The organism is Streptomyces sp. NPDC048481, assembly GCF_043200075.1.
In the GTDB taxonomy this organism is placed as follows: Bacteria; Actinomycetota; Actinomycetes; order Streptomycetales; family Streptomycetaceae; genus Streptomyces.
In genome coordinates this window covers 700,494-716,263 of the sequence record NZ_JBICXC010000003.1, presented here as the reverse complement: position 1 = coordinate 716,263, position 15,770 = coordinate 700,494, and the positions used below count along the sequence as shown (strand labels likewise).

Below are 15,770 nucleotides of genomic sequence, written 5' to 3'. Positions count from 1 at the left end.
GAGTTCGTCGAGGACTCCTCGGCTGGGTAGCTCAGTTGGTACGAGCGACCGCCTGAAAAGCGGTAGGTCGCCGGTTCGACCCCGGCCCCAGCCACAGCACAGGCCCCGATCTCCGGATCGGGGCCTTGTTGTATGCCGTGGCACGCCCGGTGCCGTATGCCCGCCGCAAATCGGTTCGCCACGGATTTCGCCGAGGTGCGATCCTGGTTCCCGTATGTCTACGCACCCTGCCCCCGCCCCCGGCGCCCTCGCCCCCCGTCTGGCCGAGCTGTCCCTGCGCGACGCCCACCGGCTCGGGCGCCGGCTCGAAGGCGCGCGCAAGATCCGCAAGCCGGAGGCCCGCGCCGCCGTCCTCGCCGAGATCGAGGCGGAGGTCGCGAAGGCCGAGGAGCGGATGGCCGTCCGGCGCGGCCGTGTGCCCGCCGTCTCCTACCCCGAGCAGCTCCCGGTCAGCCAGAAGAAGGACGAGATCGCGGCCGCCATCCGTGATCACCAGGTCGTCATCGTCGCCGGTGAGACCGGGTCCGGCAAGACCACCCAGATCCCCAAGATCTGCCTGGAGCTGGGCCGCGGCGTCCGCGGCATGATCGGCCACACCCAGCCCCGCCGCATCGCCGCCCGCACCGTCGCCGAGCGCGTCGCGGAGGAGCTGCGCTCGCCGCTGGGCGAGGCCGTCGGCTGGAAGGTGCGCTTCACCGACCAGGTGAACCAGGACGCCACCTTCGTGAAGCTGATGACGGACGGCATCCTCCTCGCGGAGATCCAGACCGACCGCGACCTGCGCGCCTACGACACGATCATCATCGACGAGGCCCACGAGCGGTCCCTCAACATCGACTTCCTGCTCGGCTACCTCGCCCAGCTCCTCCCGCGCCGCCCCGACCTCAAGGTCGTCATCACCTCCGCCACCATCGACCCGGAGCGCTTCTCCCGGCACTTCGGCGACGCCCCGATCGTCGAGGTCAGCGGGCGGACCTATCCCGTCGAGGTGCGCTACCGGCCGCTCCTCGAAGAGGACTCCGAGGACGCTGACCGCGACCAGATCACCGCGATCACCGACGCGGTGGAGGAACTCATGGGCGAGGGGAAGGGCGACATCCTCGTCTTCCTCTCCGGCGAGCGGGAGATCCGCGACACGGCGGACGCGCTGGAGAAGAAGAAGTACCGGTTCACCGAAGTGCTGCCCCTCTACGCCCGGCTCTCGCACGCCGAGCAGCACCGGGTGTTCCAGCAGCACACGGGCCGCAGGATCGTTCTGGCGACGAACGTGGCCGAGACGTCCCTCACCGTCCCCGGCATCAAGTACGTCATCGACCCCGGCTTCGCCCGCATCAGCCGCTACAGCCACCGCACCAAGGTGCAGCGGCTGCCCATCGAGCCGGTCTCGCAGGCCAGCGCCAACCAGCGCAAGGGCCGCTGCGGCCGCACCAGCGACGGCATCTGCATCCGGCTGTACGCCGAGGACGACTTCCTGGCCCGCCCGGAGTTCACCGACGCGGAGATCCTGCGCACCAACCTGGCCAGCGTCATCCTTCAGATGACCGCGGCCGGCCTCGGCGACATCGAGAAGTTCCCCTTCATCGACCCGCCGGACCACCGCAACATCCGCGACGGTGTCCAGCTGCTCCAGGAGCTGAACGCGCTGGACCCGGCCGAGAAGGACCCGCGCAAGCGGCTCACCGACACCGGCCGCAAGCTGGCCCAGCTGCCGGTCGACCCGCGGCTCGCCCGCATGGTCCTGGAGGCCGACAAGAACGGCTGCGTCCGCGAGGTCATGGTCATAGCCGCCGCACTGTCCATCCAGGACCCGCGTGAGCGGCCGGCCGACAAGCAGACGCAGGCCGACCAGCAGCACGCCCGCTTCAAGGACGAGACCAGCGACTTCCTCGCCTACCTCAACCTGTGGCGCTACATCCGCGGACAGCAGAAGGAGCGCGGCTCCTCCTCCTTCCGGCGGATGTGCAAGCAGGAGTACCTGAACTTCCTGCGCATCCGGGAGTGGCAGGACATCTACACACAGCTGCGCACGGTCGCCAAGCAGATGGGCATCCATCTCAACGAGGACGACGCGCCCGAGCAGAGCGTCCACGTGTCCCTGCTCGCCGGACTCCTCTCCCACGTCGGCATGAAGGACGTGAAGGACGGCAACAAGAACGAGTACCTGGGCGCGCGCAGCGCCAAGTTCGCGATCTTCCCGGGCTCGTCCCTGTTCAAGAAGCAGCCCCGGTTCGTGATGTCCGCCGAGCTGGTGGAGACGAGCCGCCTGTGGGCGCGCGTCAACGCGAAGATCGAGCCGGAGTGGGTCGAGCCGCTCGCCGGGCATTTGCTGAAGCGGACGTACAGCGAGCCGCGCTGGGAGAAGGACCAGGCGGCCGTGATGGCCGACGAGAAGGTGACGTTGTACGGCGTGCCGATCGTCGCCCAGCGGAAGGTGAACTACGGCCGGATCGACCCGGAGACCTGCCGCGACCTGTTCATCCGCAACGCGCTGGTCGAGGGCGACTGGCGCACGCACCACAAGTTCTTCGCCGACAACCGCCGCCTCCTCAGCGAGGTCGAGGAGCTGGAGCACCGCGCCCGCCGCCGGGACATCGTCGTCGACGACGAGACGCTGTTCGACTTCTACGACCAGCGGGTGCCCGACCACGTCGTATCGGGCGCGCACTTCGACTCCTGGTGGAAGCACAAGCGGCACGAGCAGCCCGACTTCCTCGACTTCGAGCGCGAGATGCTCATCCGGGAGTCGGCGGAGGCGGTCACCAAGGCCGACTACCCGGACACCTGGCGGCAGGGCCCGCTGAAGTTCCGCGTGACGTACCAGTTCGAGCCGGGCGCGGACGCCGACGGCGTGACCGTCCACATCCCCCTCCAGGTGCTCAACCAGGTCACCGACGAGGGCTTCGACTGGCAGATCCCGGGCCTGCGGCAGGAGGTCGTCACCGAGCTGATCCGCTCCCTGCCGAAGCCGATCCGCCGCAACTACGTGCCGGCCCCGAACTTCGCCCAGCGCTTCCTCGACCGGGCGACGCCGCTGCGGGAGCCGCTCACCACGGCCATGGCCCGTGAGCTGAAGCGGATGGTGGGCGTCCCCTTCGAGGCCGACGACTTCGACTGGTCACGCCTCCCCGACCACCTGAAGATCACCTTCCGGATCGTCGACGAGCGGCGGCGCAAGCTCGCCGAGGACAAGGACCTGGAGGCACTGAAGCTCCGGCTGCGGCCGAAGGCCCGGCAGGCCATCTCGCAGGCGGCCGCGGCCACCGCCGAACGGCAGGGCGGCGAGGCCCTGGAGCGTTCGGGCCTGACGGACTGGACGATCGGCACGCTCACCCGCGTCTTCGAGACCCGCCGGGCGGGACAGCCGGTGAAGGCGTATCCGGCGCTGGTCGACGACGGCGACACCGTGTCCGTACGCCTCTTCGACACGGAGGAAGAGCAGGCGGAGGCGATGTGGAAGGGCACCCGGCGGCTGATCCTGCGCAACATCCCGGTCAACCCGGCGAAGTTCGCATCCGAGAAGCTGACGAACGCCCAGAAGCTCGCGCTGTCCGCGAATCCGCACGGTTCGATCCAGGCGCTGTTCGACGACTGCGCGATGGCCGCGGCGGACCGGCTCATCGCCGACTTCGGCGGCCCGGCGTGGGACGAGGAGTCGTACCGCAAGCTCTACGAGAAGGTGCGCGCGGAGATCGTCGACACGACGGTGCGCACGGTCGCCCAGGTGCAGCAGGTGCTGGCCGCCTGGCAGGCCTGTGAACGCCGGTTCAAGGGCGTGCGCAGCCCGGTGCTGCTGGCGAACCTGGCGGACGTGCGGGCGCAGCTGGACGCCCTCGTGAAGCCCGGCTTCGTGACCTGGGCGGGGCTGCGGCGGCTGCCCGACCTGATGCGCTACCTGGTGGCCGCGGACCGGCGGCTTCAGCAGATGCCGACCGGCGTGCAGCGCGACACCAGCCGCATGGAGAAGGTCCACGAGATGCAGGACGAGTACGCGTGGCTGCTGGAGCAACTGCCGCCCGGCCGGCCGGTGCCCCGCCAGGTCCTGGACGTCCGCTGGATGATCGAGGAGCTCCGGGTCAGCTACTTCGCCCACGCGCTGGGCACGGCGTACCCGGTCTCCGACAAGCGGATCGTGAAGGCGATCGACGCGCTCGCTCCGTGACGGGACCCACACACAGGGTGAGTTCGACCAGCGGGCTCACCCTCCTGTATTGTCCTTCTCGCAGCACAACGCAACATCAAGTGCCGCGAAAACCTGGTCCTGTGGAGCAGTTTGGAGTGCTCGCCACCCTGTCAAGGTGGAGGCCGCGGGTTCAAATCCCGTCAGGACCGCAGTGAAGACCGAAGGCCCGCATCCCGCGAGGGACGCGGGCCTTCGGCGTATCGCGGACGCACACGAAGGGGCCCGGATCGCAGGATCGGGTCCCTCGGCATTCCCCCGGCGCAGGCCGCCGCCCCTTCGGCGTCCCCTCGCGGGGCGTCCGGGGCCCCGCGGCACTCTTGACGGCGTCCTCCGGGGCCGGTACCCCAGAACCCAGGGCCCGTTGCACGCGGCGCCCGGGCGGAGGTGGGGCATGACGGCACCGGTCAGGCACGAGACGCGGGCACTGCTCCGCGCGCACCTGTCGGCCGCGTCGTCCTATCGGCACCTGACCCGCCACTGCCCGATCTGCCACCGTCTGCAGCGGCTGGCGATGGACAGCGGCACACGGGCCGCACAGGCCCCCAAAACGGCCGTGGAGGCCTTGGAGGACGAGAGCCGCGCCGACGGCCTGACGGCCTGACAGACGCCGCCCGCCGGCCGCCGCCCGGCGGACGCCCGCGGCGCGCACGACGGGACGGCGGGACGGTGGAACGGCCGGACGGCGGGACGGCCGGACGGCCGGACTCGGGACAACGGGACGGTCGGCCCCCGACGGCGGGAGCGGGACGGGCGGCGCGGAACGGGAGCTTCCTCTAGTGCACGCGAAGCGACGGCAACAAGGGCCCGGCCGTGTGACGGGTGTCACGGCATGAGTTTTGGAAAAGCAGGTTCTTACCCCGCTCCTACAACTGGTCAATTTAATATGTGCAATTGCACCACTCCGGAGGATGCCTCCCAGAACCCTCCCAGAGCCTCCCCAGACTCCGACAAGGGCGCTCACAGAGCCACCTGATACCGCCCCCGAGGCGGCCCCTAGCGCACAAAAAAGATCGCGCCGGACTCGGCGGAGTCCAGCGCGATCGACGACGTTCCCTGGTGGCGAGGGCCTGTTGGGGCAGGACCCACGTCGTTCGGAGCTAGGTTTCGGGCGTCCGCACAGATGGGGGAACCTGACGTGTTGCCCGGTTATTCACTTGTTCAGGCCTCGCTGCGCTGCTGCGGGATGCCCGCGAGCAGTGCGCGGACCTCAGCCTCGCGATAACGGCGGTGTCCGCCGAGCGTGCGGATCGACGTGAGCTTGCCGGCCTTCGCCCACCGCGTGACCGTCTTCGGGTCGACGCGGAACATCGTGGCAACCTCAGCCGGGGTCAGCAGCGGCTCAGCATCAGGGGTGCGAGCGGTCATGAGCGGCCTCCTCGGGAGAACCGAACCTTCTCGGTTCTTTCCTCTAAATTCTGCACCTTGACCCGCGTTGCCCGAAATGGCGGACGCGAGTCGAGTCGGTTATAGGACGAACGGCTTGTCCTCGGCACTACAACTACACCATCTGTCCAGCCGCGTCGGCCAAACCGATGGAATTGCCCCCCAGGTGTTCATCGGCGACGGAAGCCGATGGACCATGCCATAGCGGACAGTCACGCCCCTGTGACGATCAGTCACAGGGGCGCTCAGGAGTCACGAGAACCCCCAAAGCAGTGCAATACCGAGATTCCCCCCACCATGGAGCATAAGTAGGCGGACGGAGCCCTCCCCGGACTCCTTGTCCTATTTTGGCACGAGGAGGGGCAAGCGACGCAAGGGCCGCGTACGTGCGGTCCGTCACCCTTGAGACATAAGCCCGGATCGGGACCTACGTCCCGTGAGTTCCGTGAAGTGCCGCTGACCGTACGCTGTTCGAGCCGTTCATGGCCGTGACGCACATCACTTCGGCAAGCGCTGTCGTATCTGTCACATCGTCAGTTCACCGTGCGTCCGACGTCAGGACGGTCCCGCGGGCCCGCGCCTCAGTTCGCCGAACGCCGTTCCCGGACCGAACGCCACCGCTCCACGAGCCGCCCGTACGCCTCCGCCGCCGCCTCGCCGTCGCCCGCCCGCAGCGCCTCGACGCTGTCGGCCACGTCCTTCGCCGAGCGGTCGGCCTCCAGATCACCGGCCGGCAGCACGTGCGCCAGCCCGCCGTAGTCCAGTTCCACCAGCGAACGCGGATGGAACTCCTCCAGCCAGCGGCCGACGTCCAGCAGCCCGTCGGCGAGCGGCCCCTCCTCGCCGGCGTCCTTCAGCGCCCGCAGCGACCGGGCCACCCGGCGGCGCGCCTGCACCATCGGCGTGCGGTAGCGCAGCACGGGCGCCGCCCGCTCCGTCCCCTTCTCGTACTCCCGCTCCTCGTCGGCGACCAGCACGAACCAGTTCAGGGGCACCTGCCAGACCGCGGTGCGGATCCATGGGCGGGCGTCGGGGTTGCGCTCCAGCCACCGCTCGTGGTCCTTGGCGGCCTGGATCCGCACGACCTCGGGGAGCGCCGCCTCCAGGACCGGTCCGGGCAGTTCGTCGTCCAGCTCGGCCAGGGCGAGCCAGCCGCGCAGCCGCGTGCGCCACGGGCAGACGCAGAGCACGCCGTCCACCTCGGTCACGAACGCGTCGCCGCTCTCCTGCACCGGCACCGCGACCGGCGGGGTGGGCAACAGGTCGGCCAGTGAGCGGCGCAGCTCGTCCTGGTAGGAGGGCAGGTCGGGGCGTCGCGCGTAGCGCGCCCAGTGGGACCGCTCGGGCTCCGGGAAGGCGGCCAGCGGCTCGTACACCCGCAGATAGACCGCGTACGGGACGATCACCGAGGACACCTTGGGCACCCCTGCTCCCTCCCCCTTCGGCCGGCCGGGAAACCCTGCGATCGTCCCACGGCAGTACTCCACCGGGGGGTGATCCCCGACACTGCGGGATCAGCGGGCCGTCCAGGCTCTACGCTCGTGCCACAGGCTCCGCCACCCTTACGGCGCCTGCGCCCCGACCGCCGCTAGACCCTGGAGTCACCACAGTGACCGACGTATCCGGCGTACCTGCTGACGTCCTGCACACCCTGTTCCACTCGGACCAGGGCGGCCATGAGCAGGTCGTGCTCTGCCAGGACCGCGCGACCGGCCTCAAGGCCGTCATCGCCCTGCACTCCACCGCTCTGGGCCCCGCCCTCGGCGGTACCCGCTTCTACCCGTACGCGACCGAGGCGGAGGCCGTCGCCGACGCGCTGAACCTCGCGCGCGGGATGTCGTACAAGAACGCCATGGCCGGGCTCGACCACGGCGGCGGCAAGGCCGTGATCATCGGGGACCCCGAGGTGATCAAGACCGAGGAGCTGCTGCTCGCGTACGGCCGGTTCGTGGCCTCGCTGGGCGGGCGGTACGTGACCGCCTGCGACGTCGGCACCTATGTGGCCGACATGGACGTCGTGGCGCGCGAGTGCCGCTGGACGACCGGGCGCTCGCCGGAGAACGGCGGCGCGGGCGACTCCTCGGTGCTGACCGCCTTCGGCGTCTACCAGGGCATGCGGGCCTCCGCGCAGCACCTGTGGGGCGACCCCTCGCTGCGCGACCGCACGGTCGGCGTCGCGGGTGTGGGCAAAGTCGGACACCACCTGGTGGAGCATCTGCTGGCGGAGGGCGCCCGCGTGGTGATCACGGACGTCCGCCAGGAGGCGGTGCGCCGGATCGCCGAACGGCACCCCGCGGTGGAGGTCGTCGCCGACACCGAGCGCCTGATCACGCTGGACGGACTCGACGTCTACGCCCCCTGCGCGCTCGGCGGGGCGCTGAACGACGACTCCGTGCCGGTGCTGACCGCCGCCGTCGTCTGCGGCGCGGCCAACAACCAGCTCGCCCACCCGGGCGTGGAGAAGGACCTCGCCGACCGCGGGATCCTCTACGCGCCGGACTACGTGGTGAACGCCGGCGGCGTCATCCAGGTCGCCGACGAACTGCACGGCTTCGACTTCGACCGGTGCAGGGCGAAGGCGGCGAAGATCTTCGACACCACCCTCGCGATCTTCGCACGTGCGAAGGCGGACGGGATTCCGCCGGCCGCGGCGGCCGACCGGATCGCCGAGCAGCGGATGCACGAGGCGGCCCGGGCGCACGCGGGCTGACGGCCGGACGGGGGCTCGGTGAGAGCTCCGTGAAGACCCTGTGGCACCCCGTCCCCGGGTTTCGGCGGTACCGGCCGGTGGAAAGTTGGAGAGAACTCTCACTCCTCCGGGCGGGTCGCCCGCCGATAAGTGGTTAAAATCGCCACTGACCAGCGAGGACGGGGCATGCCCAAGGGGCTGTGCACACGCGCGTGGTACGGGCGACGTACCGTACGGGCGTGGGCTCAGGTACCGTGGGAGCCCTACGACGGGCTCTCCACGGAGAGGCCGTCCTGGATCATGAACGCGTGTCAACCTGGGGCCGTCGAGCCCCGTCGTTGAGGGGGTCGAGCCATGGGGCGCGGCCGGGCCAAGGCCAAGCAAGCGAAGGTCGCCCGCCAGCTGAAGTACAACAGCGGCGGGACTGATCTCTCACGCCTGGCCGAAGAGCTGGGCGCATCGCCATCGAACATTCCGCCGAACGGGCAACCGTTCGAGGATGATGACGATGAGCAGGACGACGACCCGTACGCACGGTACGCCGAGCTGTACGGGGACGACGACGAGGATGACGGCGAGGACTCCTCGCAACACCGTCGCGGCGCTTGACCTTGTACTGAGCACTCACCCGGTCGGTGACTCCGGTCACCGACCGGGTCTTGTGCTGCCCGGCCGGCCCGGCGGTCCGCCGGACCGGTCCGACCGGCCGTCTCAGCTCGCGTAGTCGCCGACCAGCTCGGCTCCCGCGGCGTGCTCGCCGCGCTCGGCGATCTCGCCGGCGACCCAGGCCTCGACGCCGCGGTCCGCCAGGGTCGTCAGGGCGACGTCCGCCGAATCCGCGGGCACGATCGCCATCATGCCGACGCCCATGTTGAGCGTCTTCTCCAGCTCCAGGCGCTCGACCGATCCGGTCCTGCCGACCAGGTCGAAGATCGGCCCCGGCGTCCAGGTGGAGCGGTCCACACGCGCGTGCAGCCCGTCCGGGATCACCCGGGCCAGGTTGGCCGCCAGGCCGCCGCCGGTGATGTGCGAGAAGGCGTGGACGTCCGCCGTACGGGTGAGCGCGAGGCAGTCCAGCGAATAGATCTTGGTGGGCTCCAGGAGCTCCTCGCCGAGCGTGCGGCCGAGGTCGTCGACGCGCGCTTCCAGGGAGAGACCGGCCTGGTTCAGCAGGACGTGCCGGACCAGCGAGTACCCGTTGGAGTGGAGTCCGGAGGCTGCCATGGCGATCACCGCGTCACCCGTGCGGATGCGGTCCGGGCCGAGCAGCCGGTCGGCCTCCACGACGCCCGTACCGGCGCCGGCGACGTCGAAGTCGTCCTCGCCCAGCAGTCCGGGGTGTTCGGCCGTCTCGCCGCCGATCAGGGCGCACCCGGCCAGCACACAGCCTTCGGCGATGCCCTTGACGATGGCGGCGACCCGTTCGGGGTGGACCTTGCCGACGCAGATGTAGTCGGTCATGAACAGCGGCTCGGCGCCGCACACCACGATGTCGTCCATGACCATGGCGACCAGGTCGTGGCCGATCGTGTCGTACACGCCGAGCCGGCGCGCGATGTCGACCTTCGTGCCCACGCCGTCCGTGGCGGAGGCGAGGAGCGGGCGCTCGTAGCGCTTGAGGGCGGAGGCGTCGAAGAGGCCGGCGAACCCGCCGAGGCCGCCGAGGACCTCGGGGCGCTGCGTCTTCTTCACCCACTCCTTCATCAGCTCGACGGCGCGGTCGCCCGCTTCGATGTCGACGCCCGCGGCTGCGTAGCTGGCACCAGTTGTCTCAGACATGGCTAGTGAGAACCTTCGTGTCGTACGGCAGGTGTGGCGGGCCGTCTACGGGCGACGGATCGCGTCGGCGGCGGCCGTGGCGGCGGGCCCGGCTGCCAGTTCCGTCTCCAGGAGCTGCTTGCCGAGCAGCTCGGGGTCGGGGAGGTCCATCGGGTACTCGCCGTCGAAGCAGGCGCGGCAGAGGTTCGGCTTGGCGATGGTGGTCGCCTCGATCATGCCGTCGATGGAGATGTAGGCGAGGGAGTCGGCGCCCAGGGAGGTGCCGATCTCGTCGATGGTCATGCCGTTGGCGATCAGCTCCGCGCGCGTGGCGAAGTCGATGCCGAAGAAGCAGGGCCACTTCACGGGCGGCGAGGAGATCCGGATGTGGACCTCGGCCGCGCCCGCCTCGCGGAGCATGCGGACCAGGGCGCGCTGGGTGTTGCCGCGCACGATCGAGTCGTCGACGACGACCAGGCGCTTGCCCTTGATGACTTCCTTCAGCGGGTTCAGCTTCAGCCGGATGCCCAGCTGGCGGATCGTCTGCGAGGGCTGGATGAAGGTCCGGCCGACGTAGGCGTTCTTGACCAGACCCGCGCCGAAGGGGATGCCCGAGGCCTCCGCGTAGCCGATGGCTGCCGGGGTGCCGGACTCCGGAGTCGCTATCACCAGGTCGGCCTCGACCGGCGCTTCCTTGGCGAGCTTGCGGCCCATCTCCACGCGGGAGAGGTACACGTTGCGCCCGGCGATGTCGGTGTCGGGGCGGGCCAGGTACACGTACTCGAAGACACAGCCCTTGGGCTTCGCTTCCGCGAACCGGGAGGTGCGCAGTCCGTTCTCGTCGATGGCGATGAACTCGCCGGGCTCGATCTCACGGACGTAGGCGGCGCCGCAGATGTCCAGGGCGGCGGACTCGGAGGCCACCACCCAGCCGCGCTCCAGTCGGCCGAGGACCAGCGGGCGGATGCCCTGCGGGTCACGGCCGGCGTACAGGGTGTGCTCGTCCATGAAGACGAGCGAGAAGGCGCCCTTGACCTGCGGGAGGATGCGGTGGGCCGCCTCCTCGATGGTCAGCGGCTTGCCGTCCTCGTCGACCTGGGCCGCGAGCAGCGCGGTGAGCAGGTCGGTGTCGTTGGTCGCCGCGACGCGCGGGGAGCGGCCCTCCTGCTTGGGCAGGTCGGCGACCATTTCGGCGAGCTGGGCCGTGTTGACCAGGTTGCCGTTGTGACCGAGCGCGATCGAACCGTGCGCGGTGGCGCGGAACGTCGGCTGCGCGTTCTCCCACACGGAGGCGCCGGTGGTCGAGTAGCGGGCGTGTCCGACCGCGATATGACCCTGGAGCGAACCGAGCGAGGTCTCGTCGAAGACCTGGGACACGAGGCCCATGTCCTTGAAGACGAGGATCTGGGAGCCGTTGCTGACCGCGATTCCCGCGGATTCCTGGCCCCGATGCTGGAGGGCGTAGAGCCCGAAGTAAGTGAGCTTGGCGACCTCTTCACCGGGAGCCCAGACCCCGAAGACGCCGCAAGCGTCCTGAGGGCCTTTCTCGCCGGGGAGCAGATCATGACTGAGTCGACCGTCACCACGTGGCACGCCTCCGAGTGTAGGCGAGGTCGACCACTGGTCCGAATTGGGGATACCCGCGGGTAACTGGATCACCGGTCGGCGGCCGCTGTCCCGCCGGGTGCGTTTGCGCAGCTCAGGGCGCGATTCCGATGATCCGTCGGCGGGTCGCGCGCACCGCTGCCACCGTCTCGCCGGCCGGCCTCGGGCGGGCGCGAGTGAGGTGTCGCACACCGATCGGGCCGGCGACGGGTCGCGTCTCACATCCTGGTCAGCCGGACCAGGCCGCCGCCGGCCGCGCCGAGCGTCAGCCTGTCGCCCTTGACCTCGGTGGTCAGCGGCCCGTCGGCGAAGGTGCCGGCCAGCAGCCGCTCGAACGCCATGACCGGGCCCGCGCAGGCCATCCGGGTCGTTCTGGCGTCGCCGAACCGGACGCTGCCCCCCTCGATCACGGCCGTGGCGGTGAAGTCGTTGCATCCGTAACTTCCGGCCGCCTTGCCGTCCGTGATCGTCAGCCGGGCGCTGCCGGGCGACCGCCGGGTCTCGCCGTCCACGGTGACGCTGTCGACGGTCCACCGGACGCCGGTCAGCGGCGGTTCGGCGCTCACCGAGGCGCTGCCGGGCCGCCGTCCGTCGGCCTGCTCGTCGCCGCAGGCCGCGGCGAGCGGGGCGAGCACGAGGACGGCCGCAAGGACCGGCGCCGAGCGGGTGCGCCGCTTGCCGGTGCGCGGGGTGCGCGGGGTGCGCGGGGTGCGCGCGGTTCTCATGGGGCGCGTGGCGCGCGTGAGGCTGTGCCTGTGCCGGTGCATGCCGGTTCGACGGGACGGATGGGGCGACCGGTTCCACGCGGGCTCCGGATGAGGACGTTCAGGGGCAGGGCGGGCACCCGGATCGGCCGTCGGGCGGGGAGGGGAGGCGGAGCCGGGATCAGCTCATGAGCGGCAGGAGGGCCGCGAGGTCCGCCCGTTCGCCGCTCGCGCCGACCTTCGCCGACTCGACGGCTTCCTGCCAGGTCACACGGCCGGTCGCCAGCCGGATCCAGGTGAGCGGATCGGTCTCGACGACGTTGGGCGGGGTGCCCCGGGTGTGCCGGGGCCCCTGGACGCACTGGACGACGGCGAACGGCGGGATCCGCACCTCGGTCGCGCCGCCGGGGGCCTTCACGGCCAGGGCGTCGGCCAGCAGCCGGGTGGCGGCGGCCAGCGCCTGACGGTCGTACGGGACGTCCAGCCCGGGGACGGCGTCGTTGAGGTCGTCGGTGTGGACGACGAGTTCGACGGTACGGGTGACCAGGTAGTCGGCGAGCGTGATGGCGCCGGTGCGGGCGGCGAGGACGCGGTCGCCGCAGGCGCCGTCGAGGGCGGCGGCCAGCCGCTCCCCGGCACGGGCGTAGAGGGCGACCGGATCGGGGTGGGCCGCGGCCAGGGCCAGGGTCCCGTCGGAGATGTCGGCGGCCCGCGCCCCTGTGGCGAACGGCCAGTCCAGGAGGGTCAGCTCCGCCTTCGCCGGTTCGTCGCGCTCCAGGTTGCGGCTGACGGTCTCCACCGCCATCGTCACGTGCGCCGCCAGGTCCCGCACGGTCCAGCCCGCCAGCCGGGTCGGCAGGGCGAGCTGCCCGGGGGTCAGCGTGCCCACGGCCCGTTGCACGTTGCCGAACTGCGCGAGGACGGCGGCACGGATCTTGACGGGGTCGTACGCGCGGGCGCGCTTCTTGGCCGGAGGCATGGCGGTGAGCCTAGACCGCCTGGGCGCGGGCGGGCGATGGCGGCGATGACGGTACGCGGTGGCGGTACGGCGGTCGCGTCCGGCTGTCGCGCACGGCGGGCGTGTACGGCGGGCGTGCAGGGCCGGCGTGTACGGCGGTCGTCGCCAGTGGGGCGCAGACGTGGGCGCGGAGTGGGGCGGAGGCCCGTGCGCGAATGGGCCGAGACGTGGGCGCGGAGTGGTCGCGTGGTGCGGTCAGGCCTTGCGGGCGTAGTCGCCCAGGCCCGCTTCCACCAGGGCGAAGGCCCTGCGGGCCCGGTCGGCGGCTTCGGCCGCGACCTCGTCCACGCTCTCGCCCGCGGCGATGCGGCGGTGGTGCTCTTCGACGAGGGCGTTGCGGGCGGCGGTGAGCGTGGCGGCCGCGATCGCCGCGAGGGTCTCGTCCCCCGTCTCCTCGGCCAGCAGCCCGGCCAGCTCGCGGGCGCCCTTCTCCGACAGGACGTAGGCGCGCTCGCGCAGGACGGGCGTCGCGAGGATGACCGAGCGGATCTCACGGGCGAAGGGCTCGCTGTGCAGGCCGATCGCGGGATCACGGCCTTCGATCATCTCCAGGAACTGCCGTCGGACGGCCTCGGCCGCGGACTCGCCCCGGCGCCGCTCCCGTACCGCACGGGCCGCGTCGGAGAAGTGCTCCTCCATCGGCCGGAAGACCAGGTCCTCCTTGGTGCCGAAGTAGTTGAACACCGTCATCTTCGAGACGTCGGCGGCGTCGGCGATCTCCTGGACGGAGACGTCGTCGAAGCTCCGCTCCAGGAACAGCTCCACCGCGGTCCGGTAGATCCGCATCGCGGTCTGGAGCTTCTTGCGCTCGCGCAGGCCCATCGTCGCTTCGGCAGCCATGACGCCACTGTACCAAGCTCATTCTTGAGCCCGGATGAAAAGTAGTACCGGATAAAAGATTGACCCGGTCCACGGATTCCGGGCATGGTGGGCGCATGACCGACACCCAACGCAGAATCGGCTTCCTCGTCTGCCTCGTCACGATCGTGCTCGCCGTGCTCGACCTGCAGATCGTGTCCGCGGCCACCGTCCCGATCGTCCGCGACCTCGACCCCGCGCACGGCATCGACCGCATCCCCTGGCTGGTCAGCGCCTTCTCCCTGGCGTCGGCCGCGGTACTCCCGCTGTACGGCAAGCTGTGCGACGTCCTCGGCGCCAAGAGGGTGTTCCTGGGCGCCGTGGGCACGTTCCTCGTCGGCTCGGCGCTGTGCGGGGCGGCGCAGTCGCTCGACCAGCTGATCGCCGCCCGAGCGGTGCAGGGCATCGGCGCCGGCGGCCTGATGAGCGTCACGATGGTGGTCATAGCCCAGCTCAGAGGAGCCGGCGAGAAGGACGCCAAGGGCGCCGGCGTGGGCGGGGTCGTCGCAGGCGGCGGCATGGCGGTGGGCCCCTGGATCGGCGGGCTGCTCGCCGACCACGCGAGTTGGCGGTGGATCTTCTACGTCAACCTGCCCCTCGGGGCCGCCGTGCTGATCGTCGGCGCACTCGCCCTCAAGTTGCCCCGGAACGGTCCGCGGCACCGCATCGACTTCCTCGGGGCGGGCCTGGCCGCCGCGTTCTCCACCGCCCTGCTGCTGGTCACCGAGTGGGGCGGCAAGCAGTACGCGTGGACGTCGCCGCAGATCCTCGCGCTGACGCTCGCCACGGCGGTCACCCTCGGCCTGTTCCTGCGGCGGCAGGCCACGGCCGCCGAGCCGATCCTCCCGCTGTCCCTCTTCCGCGTACCCGAACTGCGCTGGGGCTTCGCCATACAAGGGCTGATGGGCGCGGCCATGGTCGGCTCGATGTACTACGTGATGGTCTACCTCCAGGTGGCCCGCGGGATCGCCAGCTCATCGGCGGGCCTGTACCTGCTGCCCATGGCCGCGGGGATGACGGCCGTGGGCATCGCCTCCGCCAGGCTCGCCGCGCGCGGCTGGGCCGAACGGACCTTCGCCATAGCGGGGTCGGCGCTGGCCGCGGTCGCCTTTCTGTTCCTGGCCACGCTCGGCACCGACACCTCACTGTGGCTGCTGCGCGGCTACCTGCTGCTCGTCGGCACGGGCTTCGGCCTCCTCCTGGGCCAGCTCATCCAGCTGGTCCAGGACGCGGCCCCGCGCCACCAACTCGGCGTGGCCACCACCGGCGTCCGCTTCTTCCAGACCCTGGGGACCGCCCTGGGCGCGGCTCTCTTCGGCACCCTTATCACCAGGCTCTACGACGGCCCCGGTCAGCTCGCCTCCCTGGCGGGCGCGGCCCGGCCGGCGGCGCTGGAGTCGTACGTGTCCGCCATGGACACGGTGTTCCTGTGCGGGGCGGGACTGATGGCCGTGTGCCTGGTCCTGGCGCTCCTGCTGCCCACGTCCCGTCCGACGGCGAGCACCCCCGAGCCCGCGCCGGAACCGGTGACGGTATGACAGCCGCCCCCGTCCGACCGCGGGGCCCGGCTTCGAA

Annotated in this window: 12 protein-coding genes and 2 tRNA genes; 7 read left to right on the top strand and 7 right to left on the bottom strand. The window is 70.8% G+C overall.

Annotated features, from left to right (window positions below; translation table 11 throughout):
- The first annotated feature begins 20 nt into the window (after nt 1–20).
- From ACGFSH_RS13920 to ACGFSH_RS13905, 4 genes are all read left to right on the top strand, one after another.
- Nucleotides 21–94: transfer RNA gene (locus ACGFSH_RS13920), tRNA-Phe, on the top strand.
- Nucleotides 95–214: 120 nt separating this feature from the next.
- Complete coding sequence (gene hrpA, locus ACGFSH_RS13915) at nt 215–4,159, top strand: ATP-dependent RNA helicase HrpA (protein WP_393348029.1); 3,945 nt, start codon at nt 215–217, stop codon at nt 4,157–4,159.
- 95 nt (nt 4,160–4,254) lie between these two features.
- A tRNA-Asp gene (locus tag ACGFSH_RS13910) sits at nt 4,255–4,329 on the top strand.
- 242 nt (nt 4,330–4,571) lie between these two features.
- The gene (locus ACGFSH_RS13905) at nt 4,572–4,781 is read left to right on the top strand and encodes a DUF6274 family protein (RefSeq protein ID WP_393348027.1); all 210 of its coding nucleotides are present in this window, start codon (nt 4,572–4,574) and stop codon (nt 4,779–4,781) included.
- 557 nt (nt 4,782–5,338) lie between these two features.
- Here ACGFSH_RS13905 and bldC read toward each other — a convergent pair.
- Nucleotides 5,339–5,545, bottom strand: coding sequence for a developmental transcriptional regulator BldC (bldC, locus tag ACGFSH_RS13900; RefSeq protein WP_003949541.1), 207 nt, complete (start codon nt 5,543–5,545; stop codon nt 5,339–5,341).
- A gap of 599 nt (nt 5,546–6,144) precedes the next feature.
- Nucleotides 6,145–6,987, bottom strand: a complete 843-nt coding sequence (locus ACGFSH_RS13895; protein ID WP_393348025.1) for a hypothetical protein — start codon at nt 6,985–6,987, stop codon at nt 6,145–6,147.
- Nucleotides 6,988–7,172: 185 nt separating this feature from the next.
- Between ACGFSH_RS13895 and ACGFSH_RS13890 the strand changes: the two genes are divergently transcribed.
- The gene (locus ACGFSH_RS13890; RefSeq protein ID WP_393348023.1) at nt 7,173–8,273 is read left to right on the top strand and encodes a Leu/Phe/Val dehydrogenase; all 1,101 of its coding nucleotides are present in this window, start codon (nt 7,173–7,175) and stop codon (nt 8,271–8,273) included.
- Nucleotides 8,274–8,606: 333 nt separating this feature from the next.
- Nucleotides 8,607–8,861 (top strand): DUF3073 domain-containing protein, encoded by a 255-nt coding sequence (locus ACGFSH_RS13885; protein ID WP_057576334.1) that lies wholly within the window; start codon nt 8,607–8,609, stop codon nt 8,859–8,861.
- A gap of 102 nt (nt 8,862–8,963) precedes the next feature.
- Here ACGFSH_RS13885 and purM read toward each other — a convergent pair whose 3' ends face one another.
- From purM to ACGFSH_RS13860, 5 genes are all read right to left on the bottom strand, one after another.
- Nucleotides 8,964–10,031, bottom strand: a complete 1,068-nt coding sequence (gene purM, locus ACGFSH_RS13880) for a phosphoribosylformylglycinamidine cyclo-ligase (RefSeq protein WP_393348021.1) — start codon at nt 10,029–10,031, stop codon at nt 8,964–8,966.
- Between the two features lie 45 nt (nt 10,032–10,076).
- Nucleotides 10,077–11,603: an amidophosphoribosyltransferase gene (gene purF, locus ACGFSH_RS13875; RefSeq protein WP_393348019.1), complete on the bottom strand. Its 1,527-nt coding sequence runs from the start codon at nt 11,601–11,603 to the stop codon at nt 10,077–10,079.
- A gap of 230 nt (nt 11,604–11,833) precedes the next feature.
- Nucleotides 11,834–12,340: an META domain-containing protein gene (locus tag ACGFSH_RS13870; RefSeq protein WP_393348017.1), complete on the bottom strand. Its 507-nt coding sequence runs from the start codon at nt 12,338–12,340 to the stop codon at nt 11,834–11,836.
- A 160-nt stretch (nt 12,341–12,500) separates the two neighbouring features.
- Entirely contained in the window at nt 12,501–13,298 is a 798-nt protein-coding gene (locus ACGFSH_RS13865; protein WP_393348015.1) for a sterol carrier family protein, read from the bottom strand.
- Nucleotides 13,299–13,532: 234 nt separating this feature from the next.
- On the bottom strand, nt 13,533–14,177 hold the full coding sequence (locus ACGFSH_RS13860; protein ID WP_393348013.1) for a TetR/AcrR family transcriptional regulator: 645 nt from the start codon (nt 14,175–14,177) through the stop codon (nt 13,533–13,535).
- 95 nt (nt 14,178–14,272) lie between these two features.
- Here ACGFSH_RS13860 and ACGFSH_RS13855 point away from each other — a divergent pair, with 95 nt between their 5' ends.
- Nucleotides 14,273–15,733, top strand: a complete 1,461-nt coding sequence (locus ACGFSH_RS13855; RefSeq protein WP_393348011.1) for an MFS transporter — start codon at nt 14,273–14,275, stop codon at nt 15,731–15,733.
- The last annotated feature ends 37 nt before the right edge of the window (nt 15,734–15,770 follow it).